The following is a 16,104-nucleotide window of genomic DNA, read 5'->3' on the forward strand; positions in this document are numbered from 1 at the left end:
CAGGTGGGGTGATTGGGGGGGGTGGTTGTGTTCGGTGTTCGGTGTACATATCCATTTCTGCGGTAACGGCGGCTTATGGTTCCGCCCTTACGGCGGGTCACTTTGAAAAGCGCAAAGTAACCAAACGCTCTTGCCCCTGACATTCGGTGCCTCGCCTAGGCTCGGCATGCCCTCGCTCCGGTCCTGCTCCGTGGGCCCGCCGCCATCGGCCATCCATGGCCGGCGACGGCTAACCCGGCATCCATGCCGGGTTGCCCACTGCGCAGAACCTCCACTCGGCCTCACGAGGGGGCGTGTACCGCAACAGCGTCCGAGGCGACCTACCGGTCGGCCTGGTTGCTGGGTGCGCTCGTCTGTTATGTACCTGTGGCTGTCAGGCCGTCTTCGCGAGCAGGCACACAGAGGACGTGGTTGTACACGGATTTTGCGCTCGACACCGCTCCCACAGGGATTGGGGACATCTGCAAATACCAGGTCAGTTGCCAGGCCGCCTTCGCTGGCAGGCCATTCAATTGCAGTTGATCGGCGTACACCCACGCTTCTCACCACTCATCAGGCCGAGCGTTAGCTCGCCTGCAGCTCTTGATCTTGATCCACCCGCCCCCTCGGCAGGCTGAGCGCAGGTGTTCATCCGGGGATTGGCGCGCAGCGCCGTTCGACGCAGTCGAACTCATTGCATGTAGGTCGAAGCGAAGCCGACCGGAGGGCAATGCCCCCGGATGAATACCGGAGCGAAGGAACGCCGAGCTTTAGCGAGGGGCCGTACGTAAGGGGCGAGACCTTTTGGTTCCTTTTGGCTGGGCCGGCACTCCGGGCGTTTGCCAAAAGGGACTCGCCGTAAGGGCGAAACCATAAGCCGCCGTTACCCAAAAAACGGATATGTACTCAATCACCCAAGAACCTGGTCGGCCCGAAGGCCGCCAAGGTCAACAGCAGACTCAAGCCAAACTCTTGCTGACCACCTCAAACACATCACTGGACAACTGCCCCGAAGCCCGAATCCGCTCCAGCTCCCCCTTCATCAAAGCCTGCCGAGCGCTGTCGTACTTGCGCCAGCGAGTCAAAGGCGCCAACTGACGCGACGCGATCTGCGGGTTAAACCCGTTCAACTCGATCACCAGATCCGCCAGGAAGCGATACCCGGAACCATCCGCCGCATGGAAGTTGATCAGGTTCTGCCCGGCAAACGCGCCGATCAACGCCCGCACCTTGTTCGGGTTCTTGATGTTGAACGCCGGGTGTTGCATCAACGCCTTGACCCGCGCAAGTCCGCCCGGCAACACGCTACCGGCCTGGACACTGAACCATTGGTCCATGACCAGCGGGTTGTCCTTGAAGTGTTCGGCGAAGCTGGTCAGGGCCTTGGCCTTCTCGGCCTCGAACGGCGAGTTGACCAATACGGCGAGTGCAGTCAGGCGCTCGGTCATGTTGTCGCACGCGTCGAACTGCTCCAGCGTCGCCGCCAGAACCTCCGGCTTGCCGCTGAGCATCAGGTACGACAGCGCAATGTTCTGCAAGGCGCGACGGGCAAAATGTTCCGCCTCGGCCACGTACGGCGTTTGCTTCGAAAGTTCGCGGTTGGCCTGGTAACGCAGCCACAAGCCCTCGAACAACGCGTCAGCCAATTGCTTGCGGGCAAACTCGCGGGCGTTGTGAATCGCTTCGACGTCCGCCACTTCGCTGATTTCGGTCAGGTACGCTTCGCTTGGCAGCGAGAGCATTTCGGCGACCATGGCCTGATCCAGCGATTCGTCCGAGAGCACCGTGCGCAGTGCCGACACCAGGCGCTGATCGAGCACCAGCGTTTCGCCCTTCTGCTGCTGGGCGATCAGCTCTTGCAGCACCTGCACCGACAGTTGCTGGCCGGCATCCCAGCGGTTGAAGCCGTCGCTGTCGTGCTGCATCAGGAACATCAACTGGTCGCGGTTGTACGGGAAGCTCAGTTTCACCGGTGCCGAGAAGCCACGCAGCAACGACGGCAGCGGATGTTCGGCGATGTCGACGAAGGTGAAAGTCTGCTCGGCTTCGGTCACCGAGATCACCCGTGAAGTGCCTTGCGCGGTGGTTTCACCAGCCAGACGCAGGGCAATCTCGCCACCCTTGCTATCGAGCAGCCCCAGCTCAACCGGGATCACGAACGGCAGTTTTTCAACCTTGTCCGGGGTTTGCGGGCAGCTCTGGCGGAAGGTCAGGCTGTAGGTTTTCGCCGCGGCATCAAAGGACTCGCTCACCGCCAGACGGGGTGTACCGGCCTGGCTGTACCAGCGCTTGAACTGGGTCAGGTCGACGCCATTGGCATCTTCCATGGCCTTGATGAAGTCATCGCAGGTCACGGCCTGACCGTCGTGGCGTTCGAAGTAAAGGTCGCTGCCTTTGCGGAAGCCTTCGGCGCCGAGCAAGGTGTGGATCATGCCGACCACTTCCGAGCCCTTTTCGTACACGGTCAGGGTGTAGAAGTTGGAAATCTCGATGAAGCTGTCCGGGCGCACGGCGTGGGCCATGGGGCCGGCGTCTTCGGCGAACTGGTGGGTGCGCAGGTACGCCACGTCCTGGATGCGCTTGACTGTGGCCGAGTTCATGTCCGATGAGAAACCGGCATCGCGGAACACGGTGAAGCCTTCCTTGAGCGACAGCTGGAACCAGTCGCGGCAGGTCACGCGGTTGCCCGACCAGTTGTGGAAGTATTCGTGGGCGACGATCGCCTCGACCCGCTGGTGCGCGGCGTCGGTGGCAGTTTCGGCCTTGGCCAGCACGGCACTGGAGTTGAAGATGTTGAGGCCCTTGTTCTCCATGGCGCCCATGTTGAAGTCGTTCACGGCGACGATCATGAAGATGTCCAGATCGTACTCGCGACCGTAGACCTCTTCGTCCCAGCGCATGGACTTCTTCAGGCTGTTCATGGCGTGCTGGCACTTGTCGATGTTTTCCGGCTCGACGTAAATGCGCAGCGCCACGTTGCGCTCGCTCAGGGTGGTGAAGCTGTCTTCGACGCACCACAGGTCACCGGCCACCAGCGCGAACAGGTACGCCGGTTTCTTGAACGGGTCTTCCCAGGTCGCCCAGTGCCGGCCATCTTCGCCGGGGCCGGAAGCGATCGGGTTGCCGTTGGACAGCAGCACCGGATAGCTGTGCTGCTCGGCGACGACCGTGGTGGTGAAGGTGCTCATCACGTCCGGGCGGTCGAGGTAATAGGTGATCTTGCGAAAGCCCTCGGCCTCGCACTGGGTGCAGAACATCGTGCCGGACTTGTACAGGCCTTCCAGCGCGGTGTTGGTTTCCGGATGGATCCTGACGCTGGTATCGACCGTGAAGGTCGCGCTGGTCGGGTGCAGGGTCAGGTGATTCTCGGTCAGCTGATACTGCGCAGCAGAAAGCGCCTGGTCGGCCAGGGTGACCGACAGCAATTCCAGCTGCTGGCCATCCAGCACCAGCGGCGGCAGCCCCGGGCCACGCTCGGGGTTGCGGCGCATCACCAGTTGCGCATGGACCAGGCTGTGGTCCTCGTACAACTCGAAGGTCAGGTGTGTTTCGTCGATCAGGTACTCGGGCGCCTGATAGTCCTTGAGGTAGATCATCTTCGGTTGTTCGGTGCGCATGCTGGAGTCCTTACTGATGCACGGCGAGCTGGTAAGCCGTGTATTTACGAATGTTGATCACGCCGGTGTCGAAGATCAGGTATTGGCCCTTGACCCCCATCAGCGTGCCTTCGGCAATCGGGTTCTTGTCCAGGTTGAAGCTGACAATCTTCGCCGGGTATTGCTCGACCGGGTAGCGGATTTCCAGCGGTTCGACGCCGGTAACCGTCTGGATCGCCTGCAAGCCGAAACGTTCCTGCAACCCTTGCAAGCCTTCGGCACAGCTGTCGAACAGTTGATCGCGGACCTCGGCCAGGTTGACCGCCGCCGCATCGCCCTTGAGTAAAGCACGCCAGTTGGTCTTGTCCGCCACCTGGCTGCGAAACAGATCCTCGACGAAACCCGACTGTTGCCGGGTCGAGACGCGCACGATCGGCAAGGCCTGGCTCGCACCCTGGTCGAGCCAGCGGGTCGGCAACTGGGTAGCGCGGGTAATCCCGACTTTGATCCCCGACGAGTTGGCCAGGTACACCACGTGATCGGTCATGCAGAACTTCTCGCCCCACTCCGGCTCACGGCAGGTGCCGGCGTCGAAGTGGCAGCGCTCCGGGCTCATGATGCACAGGTCACACTGGGCCAATTTGGTCATGCACGGGTAGCAGTAACCCTGGCTGAAACTGGTCTTGGTCTTGCGTCCGCAATGGGTGCAGTGGATCGCCCCCAGGTATTCCAGGCGCACCGTAGTCCCGATCAACGGATTGACCGGAACCTCGGTGTCGCCCAGACGGAAAGCGTATTGCACGTTCGGCCCGTCAAGGCGTGCCGACATTTTGCTGATTGCACCGCGGCCAATCTCGATCAATGGATGGCATCCGACTTGAACAGGATATTCGGCACTTCGATCGACTTCGAGGCGCATTCCTGCGGCCCCATGTAGCCGGTACGCTGGTCTTCGGGCAGGTTCTGGATTTCCCAGGCGATCATCGCCTGCAGCGACAGCTCGCGTTGTTCGGCGGTGAGTTTGCCACCGTCGGACCATTTGCCGATTTCCACGGCCAGTTTCAGGCTTTCGTAGATATCGGAGGTGATGTTCTGGATCATTTCGTTAAAAGAGGACATTGGGTCTCCGTCTCTTTATTGCATGTTCTTGAATTAGGCGGCCAGTTTACGGCGGTTATACAAACCGCCCAACAAACCGGTGAAGCATCCGATGAGTAACCCGCTGACGTGGGCCGCGTTGGCGATTTCGCCGAAGCCGATCATCGAGACCAGCCCGGACAGGCACAGCAGCAACCACACCAGCATCATCACCAGCACGCCGCGCGGCAGGCGATAGGCCGGGTTCGGTGCCAGCAGCTGGAAGATCCAGCAATGCCCGAGCAGGCCGTACAGTACGCCGGACAGACCGCCGAACAAGGTCGGGCCGCTGAAGTAGTATTGGGCGTAGTTGGACACCAGGCTGAACAGCAGGGTCAGGCCGATCAGGTTGATGCTGCCCTGGCGCGACTCGATACGCCGCCCCAGTTCCCAGTACCACATGCCGTTCATCGCCAGGTGCAGGATGCCGAAGTGGATCAGCATCGGCGTGAACAGGCGCCACCACTGCCCCGCCGCCAGGCTGTCGGCCAGCGGTGTGAAGTGGATGTATTCGCCGACTACGCGAAATTTCAGGAAGGTCAGCCAGCGCATCGTTTCCAGGTTGTCACCGAGCAAGGTGATCGCACCGACGATGAGGCTCAGCAGCAATACCAGTGCAGTGGCCCTGGCGTATTTCAACTGTTCGACAAAGCCCGGACGCTTGACGGTCTGCGCCACCGGAATGTCCAGTTGCTGATCGGGATCGCCCCCAGGAAACCGTTCGTACAGTGCGCGCACGTCTTCACTGATATTGTCCGGCACCCACAGCACTTGCTCGCCCGCTTCTTCGCTGACCCGATGGGGCACTTGCATGCGTTTGAGCAAGGTGACGAACCCGCTCAAGTCCACCGCCAGGGGCAGACGCAATACCGCTACAGCACTCATTGCAGCACCTCCGGCCGCTCGACATCGACCCAGACGAATTTATCCGGATCGAGGCGGGTTTCCTGATCCAGTCGGTAGGCAACCAGTTTGCCGTAGAGCACTGCGCTGTAATCCAGGCAGGCCAGGTTCGGGCGAATCGGTGCCGGCTTGCCGCTGCGCCAGTAATGGCCGACGAACAACAACGGTTCATCGACGCCATAGCGCAGCAAGCTGTTCTTTTCAGTGGACGTCAGCGGCGTGCGGGCCACGGGCTCAGGCAGCGCGTCCGGCTGGAACACGATGTCGCCGTAGGTTTTCGGATCGTCTTCCCAGAACTTGGTGCGAAAGAACGAACGCACCAGGCCGTCGCCGCTGGTCATGGTCAGGCCATGGGGCAAGCGCATGTCGGTGCCGCGCAGCAGGCGATCGAACACGGTGCAGGCAAACGAACCCGACTCCGCCGACGCCTGGAGAAAATGCTCGTCGACACAACCGTTGGGGAACAACGCCCGCAGCGGCTCGATCAGCCCGGCATCCCAACAGGCGTGGACCACGCGAAAACGCCCGGCATCGACGAACAGCGGCAGCTCATAGAACCATTGCTGGAAGTCGTGCCAGTCAGCCGGATGGCCTTCGAACTGGGTCAGGGTTTCTTGCAGCAGGCGGGCATGGCGCGGCGTGTGCTCGCGCACGAACTGCTTGCCGCTGCCGGGCAGCGCCGGGGTGCTCCAGCCCAGCGCATTGAACTCATGGTTGCCCATGATGCACAGCGCCTGACCGGCCTCGACCATGTCGTGGACGATGTGCAGCGCCTCGCGAATCCGCGGGCCGCGGTCGATGATATCGCCGACGAACACCGCCATGCGCGAGGCATGCCGCCAGACGCCACCCTGTTTGTGATAACCGAGTCGGTCGAGCAAGTGCTCCAGGGTCAGGGCGCAACCGTGCACGTCACCGATCAGGTCGTAGCTACGCGCGGGATCGAGCATCAGTCGCCTCCACCCCCCAGCTTGCTGCCCCAGCCGAGCTTGGTCCGGCAGACTTCGTAGTAGTTGTGGTCGAGCGGGTGAATCAGCCGCAGTTTCTGGGCCTTTTTGCTGACGGTAATGGTGTCGCCGGGCGCGCAGGTGAAGTGGTTCTGCCCGTCACACGAGACTTGCGGGTAAATCTGCATATCCTTGGACACGACGATTTTCAGCTCACTGTTGCCATCGACCACGATCGGTCTGCCCGACAAGGTATGGGGGTACATCGGCACAATAACAATAGCGTCGAGCTTGGGGTGCATGATCGGCCCGCCGGCAGACAACGCGTAGGCGGTGGAACCGGTCGGCGTGGCGACGATCAGGCCGTCGGCCTTTTGGCTGCAGACGAACTGGCCGTCGATGTACAGCTCGAATTCGATCATTCGCGTGGATTTGCCAGGGTGCAGCACGACGTCGTTCAGGGCATCGCCCTGGCCGATCGCCTCACCGTGGCGGCGGACCTCGGCCTGCAGCAGGAAGCGGTTTTCCACCAGATAGTGGCCGTCCAGCACTTCGGCGACCTTGGCTTCCAGCTCGTCGGGGCGGATGTCGGTCAGGAAACCCAGGCTGCCCCGGTTGATGCCGAGCACCGGAATATTGTGTTTGGCCAGCGCCCGGGCAGCGCCGAGCAGACTGCCGTCACCACCGACCACGATGACCATGTCGCAGACTTCGCCGAGCATCTTGCGCGACGAGGTTTGCAGGCCGTGCCCTGGCAGCACTTCGGCGATGGTGTCTTCGAGGATCACGTGCAGGTGACGATCGAGCAGAAACCGTTTCAGTCGGCGGACGGTATCCAGCACCTGGGAACTGCCCAGGCGACCGATGATGCCGATATTGCGAAATTGCTCCATGAGGCTCCTGCGGGGATCTGTGTGGCGGCGAAAACCACGATTATGGGCGAAAGCCGCCCGTAGACAAAATCCTTTCAGCTTCAAGGGTGTGCCTGGGTTTCGGGCTATGCTCGCAAGATGATGCTATTTCCGGATTTGCTCCACCTGCCCCATCAGTTACGCCATCCCGAAGTGCGTGACCTGGCGTGGGTCATCCTCGCCCCGCCCATGCTGGACGATACCCCGTGGCCGCAACGCCACCCGTTGGCTGGCAGCGACTGGGTGCAGGCTCCCGACCGGCTGGAGCAGTGGCTGCGACAGCTGGACCGGGACAGTTATGGCTTGCTGCATTGGCTGGCCCAGGCCCGCACCCGCCGCCTGGGTCTGTACTACGAACGCCTCTGGCAATTTGCCGTGCAGCACGCGCCGGGCATTGAACTGATTGCCGCCAACATGCCGATTCGCCGCGAAGGGCACACCCTGGGTGAGCTGGACATGCTGCTGCGCGACCGCGACGGGGTGCATCACCTGGAACTGGCGATCAAGCTCTACCTCGGCCCGCAATCGGGCGACGGACACGACACCGCCCAGTGGCTGGGCCCGGGCTGCCACGATCGGCTCGACCGCAAACTGGCGCACCTGAGCCAGCATCAGTTACCGATTTCCGCACGTCCCGAGAGCCGTGAAGTACTGGCGGCGCTGGATATCCAGGCCTTCAGCGCCCATTTATGGCTGGGGGGTTATTTGCTGTACCCCTGGCCCGGACAGGCCGCCCCGCCGTCGGGTGCCCATCCGCAGCATCTGCGCGGTCGCTGGCTGCATCAAAAGGACTGGCCGGCGCTAATTGCCCAAAGCCCGCCCGGTCGCTGGCAACCCCTGCCCCGCCATGCCTGGCTGGCACCGGCGCACTATTGGGCGGAGCACACCTGGACCCCTGAACAGATGCGGGCATGGCTCAATGACCTTGACCCGCTGGCGCCGGCACAACTGCTGGTGCGCCTGACGGAAAATGCCAACGGTGACTGGGAAGAGGCCGAACGCCTGTTTCTGGTGGCGGATCTTTGGCCGAATGTGCCGGGACAGGGTTGAGTCCAGTATTGCCTGAGCCGGCCTCCTCGCGAGCAAGCCCGCTCCCACAGGGTTCCTCAGTGGATACAAGACTTGCGTTCGGCTGAGGCCCAATGTGGGAGCGGGCTTGGTCCGGGCGGCGATCCGACGAAGGGGCCAACACGGTCTAAAGAGATAACCACCCAGCGCTTCGCACGCCAAAGCGCTGGCTAACGACCATCAGACTTTCTTGTGCTGCTCGACCCATTGCCCATAGGCATTGATGAAATTTTGCAGGAACGGCTTGACCGACTCGGATAATTTGCCCGCCTCGTCGAACGCCGAACCGGCGTTCCCCAGATAGGCCTCCGGTTGCTGCATCAGCGGCACATTGAGAAACACCATGGATTGACGCAGGTTGTGGTTGGCACCAAACCCGCCGACGGCCCCCGGCGAAACGCTGATAACCGCGCCCGGCTTGCCGTTCCAGGCACTTTTCCCATAGGGGCGCGAGCCCACGTCAATCGCGTTTTTCAACGGTGCCGGCACCGAGCGGTTGTATTCCGGGGTCACGAACAGCACCGCGTCGGATGTACTCACTTGTTGTCGGAAAGTGCTGTAGGCTGCCGGCGGTGAAGCGCCATCGATGTCTTCGTTGTAGAGCGGCAGATCGCCAATTTCGACGATGTTCAGCTTCAGATTGGCCGGTGCCAGGTCAGCCAGGGCCCGTGCGACCTTGCGGTTGATCGATTCCTTTCTCAAGCTGCCGACCACGACGGCGACCGAATAGACGTTGCTCATGGGAATGTCTCGACTGTCCGATAGGAAGAGCTTGTAGTTATAGATGACGATTCAAGCAGCGGGCGACTGAAAACGCCGTCCCTGATTATTTTTTCCCTGTAGGAAAACTTACCTCACCCAGACACGGTCTACAGAACCGCAAATTGAGTGATTTATCTCCAGAGGTTCTAAGCAGATGGCAGCAGTACTTGTCGGTCAGTTCCATGCAAGAGACGCGCAAGGCCGTATTTATTCGGTGCACGAGTTCCAGGAATCCACCCCGGCGGTAGACGGTTCCGGGCCTGTCACCACTTATAAGCTGGCCATTGGCGACCGTGTCAACAAGGTCGACGACAATCAATTCATGCTGGTGCAAACCGGCGTGACCATTACCCGCGAACCGCAAACCGTCAGCGCCTCATAACCCGTCGTTATGAGCAGAAGTCATATGCGCGGACTTGGGGTAGGATTCAGCCACTGACTCCTCCACCTGCTGAACATGGACTTCACGCATGCGCTTACGCCATATCGAAGTGATCCAGGCGCTCCTGCAGACCGGTCACCTGGGCACCGCCGCCGAATGGCTGCAGTTGCCAGTGACCGAAGTCGAGCGCTTGCTGCGCGACGCCGAGGATCAGTTGGGGTTCATGTTGTTCGCCAGCGTTCGCGGACGATTGCAGGCCACCCGCGAAGCGCAGCAACTGCAGGTGGAAATTGTCCGGGTCTACGACGCGCTCGAACCGGTGCAGCTTCTGGCCAACAGCCTCAGGCAATACCTGGCGCCGCCGCTGCGCATCATCTGCACCCCGCCCCTGGCCAACCAATTGTTGCCACACAGTATCGCGGCCCTGCGCCGACGCCTGCCCGACGCGCCTTGCACACTGCTGAGCCAACCGACCCGCGAGATCGTCAGAAGCCTGCTGCTGCGTGAAAGCGATCTGGGCCTGAGCCTGCACGACCCCGATCACGCCGACCTCGATTGCCAGGTGATTGCCCAGGGCAAACTTCAGTTGCTCGCGCCCCACGGCTGGCTGCAACCGAAGCAGAAATACATTTCACTGCAGGACCTGGCCGGTCAATCGATGATCGGCCTGGAGGGACACGACCCGCTGAGCCCGGCACTGGAAAACAAACTGCACGGCTTGCGCCCTGCCCCGGTGATTCAAACCCGGGTGCAGACGCACCAGATGATGCGCAGCATGGTCGAGGCCGGCGAAGGCCTGGCCATCGTCGACCCCTTTACTGCCGTCGGTGCCAAAGCCTCGGGACTGGACAGCTGCCCGCTGGCACCCGCTATCCCGATCAGTCTCTACGCCCTGTCCCTGAAAAACGCCGAAGCGTCTCCGGCGGTTCAGGCCCTGTTGGCCATCGTCACGGAACAAGCCGCGGCGATGCTGACGAACTGAGCGGGTTTTCCAGCGGGTTTTCGAACAATCGATACCAGAACAGCGCCACTTCGGCGGTGTTCGGATCGATGCCCCGATAGCGCAGGTGGTCGATCCCGCCGATCATGTAACCGCAGCGTTCGTAGAGCCGGCAGGCCCCCAGGTTGTTGTTCTGGGTTTCGAGCATGATGCCCGGGAGTTTCTTCTTGCGGCTCCAGAACTGCGCCACATCCAGCAGGGCCTTGGCCACACCGTGCCGTCGGGCCGGTGCATGCACCGCCAGTTCGTCGATATGGGCAAAGCCGTTCCAGTTGGTACTGACCACCAGGTGCCCCACGGGCTGGTCATCCAGATAAGCCATGAAGATCGCGCTGTCGGCGGCATTGCGAAAGCTGCTGAACTCCTCCGGATCGATGCCGTAGCACTTGCGATAAGGTGTGATCGGCGTCACCGGCCACAGTGCGACCGGTTTGCCGATTTCGGCCGCACCATAGGCCGCGACTTCGAAACTGAAGTCACTGCCCCAGATGTACGCGGCAAAACCTTCATCGGCAACCCGTACCGACAACCCTGGGTAATTCGGATTTATAACCGGCTGCATACTGGGAAAGGTCCTCACTCCTTGATGCAATCGACGGTGTAGCACCGCCCACTGCCCTGATCTTCGTGTTGCAATCCGTGCACATCAGCAACGAACCCCGGAAAACTGCTATCGAACGTGCGGGCAAACGCCAGGTAATCGATGATCGAGCGGGTCGACTCGGTAAAGCGTTCACCCGGCATGATCAACGGAATGCCGGGCGGATACGGCACCAGCATCACCGCGGCGATCCGTCCGTGCAGCGCATCGATCGATACGGCTTCGACTTCACCGCGCACCAATTGATCATAGGCGTCCGCCGGCTTCATCGCGACTTCCGGCAGTACGGTGTACATGCGCTTGAGGTGCCTGGCGGTGGCATTGCTGCGATAACAGGCATGCAACTGATCGCACAGATCACGCAGGCCCATGCCCTGATACCGCGCGACATTCTCCTGCGCCACGCAAGGCAGGCAACTGGCCAGGCTGACGTTGGCGTCATAACTGCGCTTGAACTCCAGCAATTCGGTGAGCAGCGTGCTCCACTTGCCCTTGGTGATGCCCATGGAGAACAGCACCAGGAACGAATACAGCCCGGTCTTCTCAACCACCAGGCCACGCTCCCAAAGGAACTTGCTGACCACCGCCGCCGGAATCCCACGCTCGCTGAGGGCACCACCGGCCGTCAGCCCCGGCATCACCAGCGTGACCTTGATCGGGTCCAGCAGCACATAATCGTCAGTCACGCCGCCAAAGCCGTGCCAGTCGGCCTCCGGCTGCAGCAACCAGTCCTCGGTGACGACCCGCTCGATGCCTTGCGCCGACGGCGGTTGCCAGATCGAAAACCACCAGTCATCAGCGGCAATATGCTGGCGCAAGTTAGCCAGCGCCCGGCGAAAACTCAGGGCTTCGTCGAACATTTCCTGCAACAGCGAACGCCCGGCCGGCCCTTCCATCATCGCCGAAGCCACATCCAGCGAGGCGATGATGCCGTACTGCGGCGAGGTCGAGATGTGCATCATGAACGCTTCGTTGAAGCGATCCCGGTCCAGTTGCCGCGCGCCGCCGTCGCGAACGTGAATCATCGACGCCTGACTGAAGGCCGCCAGCAACTTGTGGGTGGAATGGGTGGTGAACACCAACGGACTGCCTTCATCACGGGACGTGCCCATGCCGTAGCGCCCGGCAAAAAACTCATGGAACGCCGCATAGGCGTACCAGGCCTCGTCGAAGTGCAATACCTCGACGCTGTTGCCCAGTTGCTGCCTGATCAGTTCGGCGTTGTAGCAAAGGCCGTCATAGGTCGAATTGGTCACTACGGCAAGCTTGACCTTCGGTGCACGCCCCTTGGTCAGCGGGCTGGCGTCGATCTTGGCCTGGATCGATTCGCGGCTGAACTCGCTCAGGGGAATCGGGCCGATGATCCCCAGCTCATTACGCTCCGGACACAAGTACAGCGGGATCGCGCCGGTCATGATGATCGAGTGCAGCACCGACTTGTGGCAATTGCGATCCACCAGCACCAGGTCATCGCGAGCGACCACCGAATGCCAGACAATCTTGTTGGCCGTGGACGTGCCATTGATCACGAAAAAGGTGTGATCGGCACCAAAGTTGCGGGCTGCGCGGGCCTCGGCTTCAGCCAGGGGGCCGGTGTGATCGAGCAAGGACCCGAGCTCCGGCACCGACACCGAAAGATCCGAGCGCAGGGTGTTTTCCCCGAAAAACTGGTGAAACGCCTGCCCGACCGGACTTTTGTGATACGCCACCCCTCCGCCGTGACCGGGGGTGTGCCACGAGTAATTGGAATCCGCGGTGTGCTGCACCAGGGCCTTGAAGAATGGCGGCAACAGGCCATCAAGGTACTTGCGCGCAGCACGGGCCACCTGCCGGGCAAGAAAGGGCACGGTGTCTTCAAACAGGTAAAGAATGCCGCGCAGCTGGTTGAGCTCGGCCATGGCATCGGCGGGCGCGTTTTCCAGGGTCACTTTTTCGCCCAGGGCGAAGATCGGCAGATCCGGCGCACGCACTCGCGCCAGACCGATCAGTTCGGCCATGTTTTGCAATAAATGGGAATGGGTGCTGGCGTCCTCAGACGCTATCAACATGCAGGACAGGCCATGGTACGTCGACGCCACCAGTCGTCCTTCGGTGTAGTTCACCGCCGAAACGACGCTGAACCCTTCCTGCTCCAGCTCCCGGGCAATCCCCCGCACGCGGTCGCCGGCGACGCTGTCGGCCTTGATGTCGCGATGGACAATCAGGACCGGGAATTTCAAATCTTTATACATGAGGCTCAGTGTCCTGAGGCGGCAGACCAGAGCCTGCCAATCACCTCAGGGTAGAGTGTTACCGCGCAAGTGGCGAGCGGGATGCACCACTTTGTGGCGACGAGAGCGCTTCCCTGTGGCGAGGGGGCTTGCCTGTGGCGAGGGGGCTTGCCCCCGTTGGGTCGCGAAGCGACCCCCAACAATCTTTCGGATAAACCGCAGAGAATGGAATTATGTCTGCTTCGCAGCCGAACGGGGGCAAGCCCCCTCGCCACAAAAGCAGTGGTTGCAAAATGGGGGGAGTTACGCCTGCGCCTCAGCCTCAGCCAACTGCACCCACAACGCCGGGGCACCAGCGGATTTGCCGATGATTTCCAGGCGCGCCGCGTGGCGGGCCAGGTCGTCTTCGCTGGCGCGGATGATGCGCGTTGGCTGGCGATCCGCCGGCAAACGGCGGATTTCGGTGGCCGAATTGTCCGCCCCTTCACCGGAGCCATTGCCATCGGAGGCGTTACCGGCCAGGGACAGGCTGGTCTGCCCGCCGGTCATGGTCAGGTAGACGTCGGCGAGAATCTCGGAGTCGAGCAAGGCGCCGTGCAGCTCACGGCCGGAGTTGTCGACGCCATAACGTTTGCACAAGGCGTCGAGGCTGTTGCGCTGCCCCGGGTGACGTTCCCGGGCCATCATCAGGGTGTCGAGGATCGTGCAGTGCTGCGTGATGTCCGCGCGGTCCTGCTGCCCCATCAGGGCGAATTCGTTGTTGATGAAGCCAACGTCGAACGCCGCGTTATGGATGATCAGCTGCGCGCCCTTGATGAACTCGAAGAATTCTTCGGCCACCTCGGCAAAACGCGGCTTGCCCACGAGGAATTCGTTGGTAATGCCGTGGACGCCGATGGCGCCCTCGTCACTTTCGCGATCGGGCTGCAGGTACACATGAAAGTGCCGGCCCGTCAGGCGTCGGCCGATCAACTCGACACAACCGATTTCGATAATCCGGTGGCCGTCGGTCACCGGCATGCCGGTGGTTTCGGTGTCGAGTACAACGGATCTGGTGGCCATCAGTGCTCAGCTCTCAATCGGTCAATCGTGCAAAAGCGGTGATGTTAACACGCTCGCCCGGGTCTTTCAGGTGGACCGTGTTGCGCCCTTCGCGAGCGGGCTCGCTCACAAGGGCTCTTCGGCATATGGAGATCAACTGTGGGAGCGAGCCTGCTCGCGAAGGCCACGACTCGGTCCAGCAGTCGAGCCCAAATCAGTCCTGCTTGTACCCGCGCACTTCGTCAACGCCACGGTTGGCCAACTGGTCGGCGCGTTCGTTGCCGTGATGGCCAATGTGCCCGCGCACCCATTTCCAGGTGACCTTGTGGCGGTTGACCTGCTCGTCGAGCAACTTCCACAGATCAGCGTTTTTCACCGGCTCCTTCGCCGCGGTTTTCCAGCCGCGCTTCTTCCAGTTGTCCATCCACTCGTTGATGCCCTTCATCACGTACTGGGAGTCGGTCACCAGCAGCACCTCACAGGGACGCTTGAGCTCTTCCAGGCCACGGATCGCACCCATCAGCTCCATGCGGTTGTTGGTGGTATTGGCTTCGCCGCCCCAGAGTTCCTTTTCAACGCCCTTGCACACCAGCAGTGCGCCCCAGCCGCCAGGGCCGGGGTTGCCCTTGCAGGCGCCGTCGGTGAACAGTTCTACGCTATCGCTCATGCCAATCTATCCAGAAAATGCGCTGGCCCGCCGATCGCAGATCGACGACGCCCGAAGCCGGGACAGGCCCGGCCGCAAATGAAAAAGTGTGTGTTACGGTTCGATATTGCGACGGTTGACCTTGGCCATCGGCAAAGGAATCAATTTGCCCATCGGCTCGCGCCGCTCCTGACGGACCGGTCGCAGGCCCACCACGATCTTGCGCGCCACCAATAAATAGAAGCCGCCACCCGACAGTTGCCAGTCACCGGCCTTGCGCTCCCATCCGGCCAGGCGGGTTTGCCACGCCGCAGACGCAAGCGGCGGACGATAGCACCCGAAGCGGCGTTTCTCCAGCGCGAAGCCCAGCAGGTTCAGCCAGTCCGCGACCCGTGACGGCGAAATGCAGCGCGCCTTGCGCAACCCATCCTGGGCAAACACATGCCGCAGGCCCCAACTGCTCCAGGGATTGATGCCGACGATCAGCAGATGCCCGCCGGGGCGCACGCTGCTTGCAGCCTCGCGAAGCAACCCGTGGGGCGACAGGCAGAAATCCAGGCCATGCTGCAACACCACCACGTCGGCAGCGTGCTCGCTCAGCGGCCAGGCCTGTTCTTCACAGACGATCTCGACCCCCGGCAACGGCGCGCCAAGGCGTACGTTGCGCTGCACCTGCGGCGCTGACGGCGGGGTCTGGGCCGACGGACCGTAATGCACCAGATAGCCACCAAAGAACCGCCCGAGCTCGTCTTCGAGCATGCGACGCTCTTCGTCCAGCAGGAATTGCCCGATCGGACCTTCCAGCCACTCGCGGGCGGCGCTGATCAACGCCAGCCAGTCAGGATCAGCCTGTGCGAACGCTTTATCAGTCATTGCATTCTCCAACACGCCAGGAAGTTCTAAGATGCGCCATTGTTTTCC

15 protein-coding genes are annotated in these 16,104 nt (G+C 61.6%); 3 read left to right on the plus strand and 12 right to left on the minus strand.

What is annotated here, in order from left to right; all coding sequences use genetic code 11:
* Positions 1-938 precede the first annotated feature (938 nt).
* Genes pepN through Q8X48_RS25160 form a run of 6 tightly spaced genes read right to left on the minus strand, consistent with a single transcriptional unit; the run spans position 939 to position 7,455 of the window.
* The gene (pepN, locus tag Q8X48_RS25135; RefSeq protein ID WP_407801784.1) at positions 939-3,596 is read right to left on the minus strand and encodes an aminopeptidase N; all 2,658 of its coding nucleotides are present in this window, start codon (positions 3,594-3,596) and stop codon (positions 939-941) included.
* A gap of 10 nt (positions 3,597-3,606) precedes the next feature.
* On the minus strand, positions 3,607-4,437 hold the full coding sequence (locus Q8X48_RS25140) for a DUF2797 domain-containing protein (RefSeq protein ID WP_407801783.1): 831 nt from the start codon (positions 4,435-4,437) through the stop codon (positions 3,607-3,609).
* Positions 4,434-4,694, minus strand: a complete 261-nt coding sequence (locus Q8X48_RS25145; RefSeq protein WP_407801782.1) for a YeaC family protein — start codon at positions 4,692-4,694, stop codon at positions 4,434-4,436. The genes Q8X48_RS25140 and Q8X48_RS25145 overlap by 4 nt, the downstream gene beginning before the upstream one ends.
* Before the next feature lie 33 nt (positions 4,695-4,727).
* Positions 4,728-5,597, minus strand: a complete 870-nt coding sequence (locus Q8X48_RS25150; protein WP_407801781.1) for a rhomboid family intramembrane serine protease — start codon at positions 5,595-5,597, stop codon at positions 4,728-4,730.
* A complete protein-coding gene (locus Q8X48_RS25155; RefSeq protein WP_371918120.1) occupies positions 5,594-6,568 on the minus strand; it encodes a metallophosphoesterase in 975 nt (324 codons plus the stop codon). Before Q8X48_RS25155 ends, Q8X48_RS25150 begins: the two co-directional genes overlap by 4 nt.
* On the minus strand, positions 6,565-7,455 hold the full coding sequence (locus Q8X48_RS25160; RefSeq protein ID WP_007979142.1) for an NAD(+) kinase: 891 nt from the start codon (positions 7,453-7,455) through the stop codon (positions 6,565-6,567). Before Q8X48_RS25160 ends, Q8X48_RS25155 begins: the two co-directional genes overlap by 4 nt.
* Before the next feature lie 117 nt (positions 7,456-7,572).
* Here Q8X48_RS25160 and Q8X48_RS25165 point away from each other — a divergent pair, with 117 nt between their 5' ends.
* A complete protein-coding gene (locus tag Q8X48_RS25165) occupies positions 7,573-8,523 on the plus strand; it encodes a DUF1853 family protein (protein WP_015095367.1) in 951 nt (316 codons plus the stop codon).
* Positions 8,524-8,721: 198 nt separating this feature from the next.
* Here the strand turns inward: Q8X48_RS25165 and Q8X48_RS25170 are convergent, their stop codons facing one another.
* On the minus strand, positions 8,722-9,282 hold the full coding sequence (locus Q8X48_RS25170; RefSeq protein WP_407801780.1) for an NADPH-dependent FMN reductase: 561 nt from the start codon (positions 9,280-9,282) through the stop codon (positions 8,722-8,724).
* 175 nt (positions 9,283-9,457) lie between these two features.
* Here Q8X48_RS25170 and Q8X48_RS25175 point away from each other — a divergent pair, with 175 nt between their 5' ends.
* Complete coding sequence (locus Q8X48_RS25175) at positions 9,458-9,685, plus strand: hypothetical protein (RefSeq protein ID WP_015095369.1); 228 nt, start codon at positions 9,458-9,460, stop codon at positions 9,683-9,685.
* A gap of 88 nt (positions 9,686-9,773) precedes the next feature.
* The gene (locus Q8X48_RS25180; RefSeq protein WP_407801779.1) at positions 9,774-10,667 is read left to right on the plus strand and encodes a LysR substrate-binding domain-containing protein; all 894 of its coding nucleotides are present in this window, start codon (positions 9,774-9,776) and stop codon (positions 10,665-10,667) included.
* Here the strand turns inward: Q8X48_RS25180 and Q8X48_RS25185 are convergent.
* From Q8X48_RS25185 to Q8X48_RS25205, 5 genes are all read right to left on the minus strand, one after another.
* Positions 10,633-11,247, minus strand: a complete 615-nt coding sequence (locus tag Q8X48_RS25185; protein ID WP_407801778.1) for a GNAT family N-acetyltransferase — start codon at positions 11,245-11,247, stop codon at positions 10,633-10,635. The genes Q8X48_RS25180 and Q8X48_RS25185 overlap by 35 nt on opposite strands.
* 14 nt (positions 11,248-11,261) lie before the next feature.
* On the minus strand, positions 11,262-13,517 hold the full coding sequence (locus Q8X48_RS25190; protein WP_407801777.1) for an Orn/Lys/Arg decarboxylase N-terminal domain-containing protein: 2,256 nt from the start codon (positions 13,515-13,517) through the stop codon (positions 11,262-11,264).
* A gap of 282 nt (positions 13,518-13,799) precedes the next feature.
* On the minus strand, positions 13,800-14,558 hold the full coding sequence (gene dnaQ, locus Q8X48_RS25195) for a DNA polymerase III subunit epsilon (protein WP_007979124.1): 759 nt from the start codon (positions 14,556-14,558) through the stop codon (positions 13,800-13,802).
* A gap of 193 nt (positions 14,559-14,751) precedes the next feature.
* Positions 14,752-15,204 carry a ribonuclease HI gene (rnhA, locus tag Q8X48_RS25200; protein WP_007996378.1) on the minus strand — a complete coding sequence of 151 codons (453 nt, stop codon included), beginning with the start codon at positions 15,202-15,204 and terminating at the stop codon, positions 14,752-14,754.
* 93 nt (positions 15,205-15,297) lie between these two features.
* Positions 15,298-16,056 (minus strand): class I SAM-dependent methyltransferase, encoded by a 759-nt coding sequence (locus Q8X48_RS25205; RefSeq protein WP_407801776.1) that lies wholly within the window; start codon positions 16,054-16,056, stop codon positions 15,298-15,300.
* Positions 16,057-16,104 lie beyond the last annotated feature (48 nt).

The sequence above is a fragment of the Pseudomonas sp. QLc11A genome (genome assembly GCF_052112305.1).
GTDB classification, from domain to species: domain Bacteria; phylum Pseudomonadota; class Gammaproteobacteria; order Pseudomonadales; family Pseudomonadaceae; genus Aquipseudomonas; species Aquipseudomonas laurylsulfatiphila.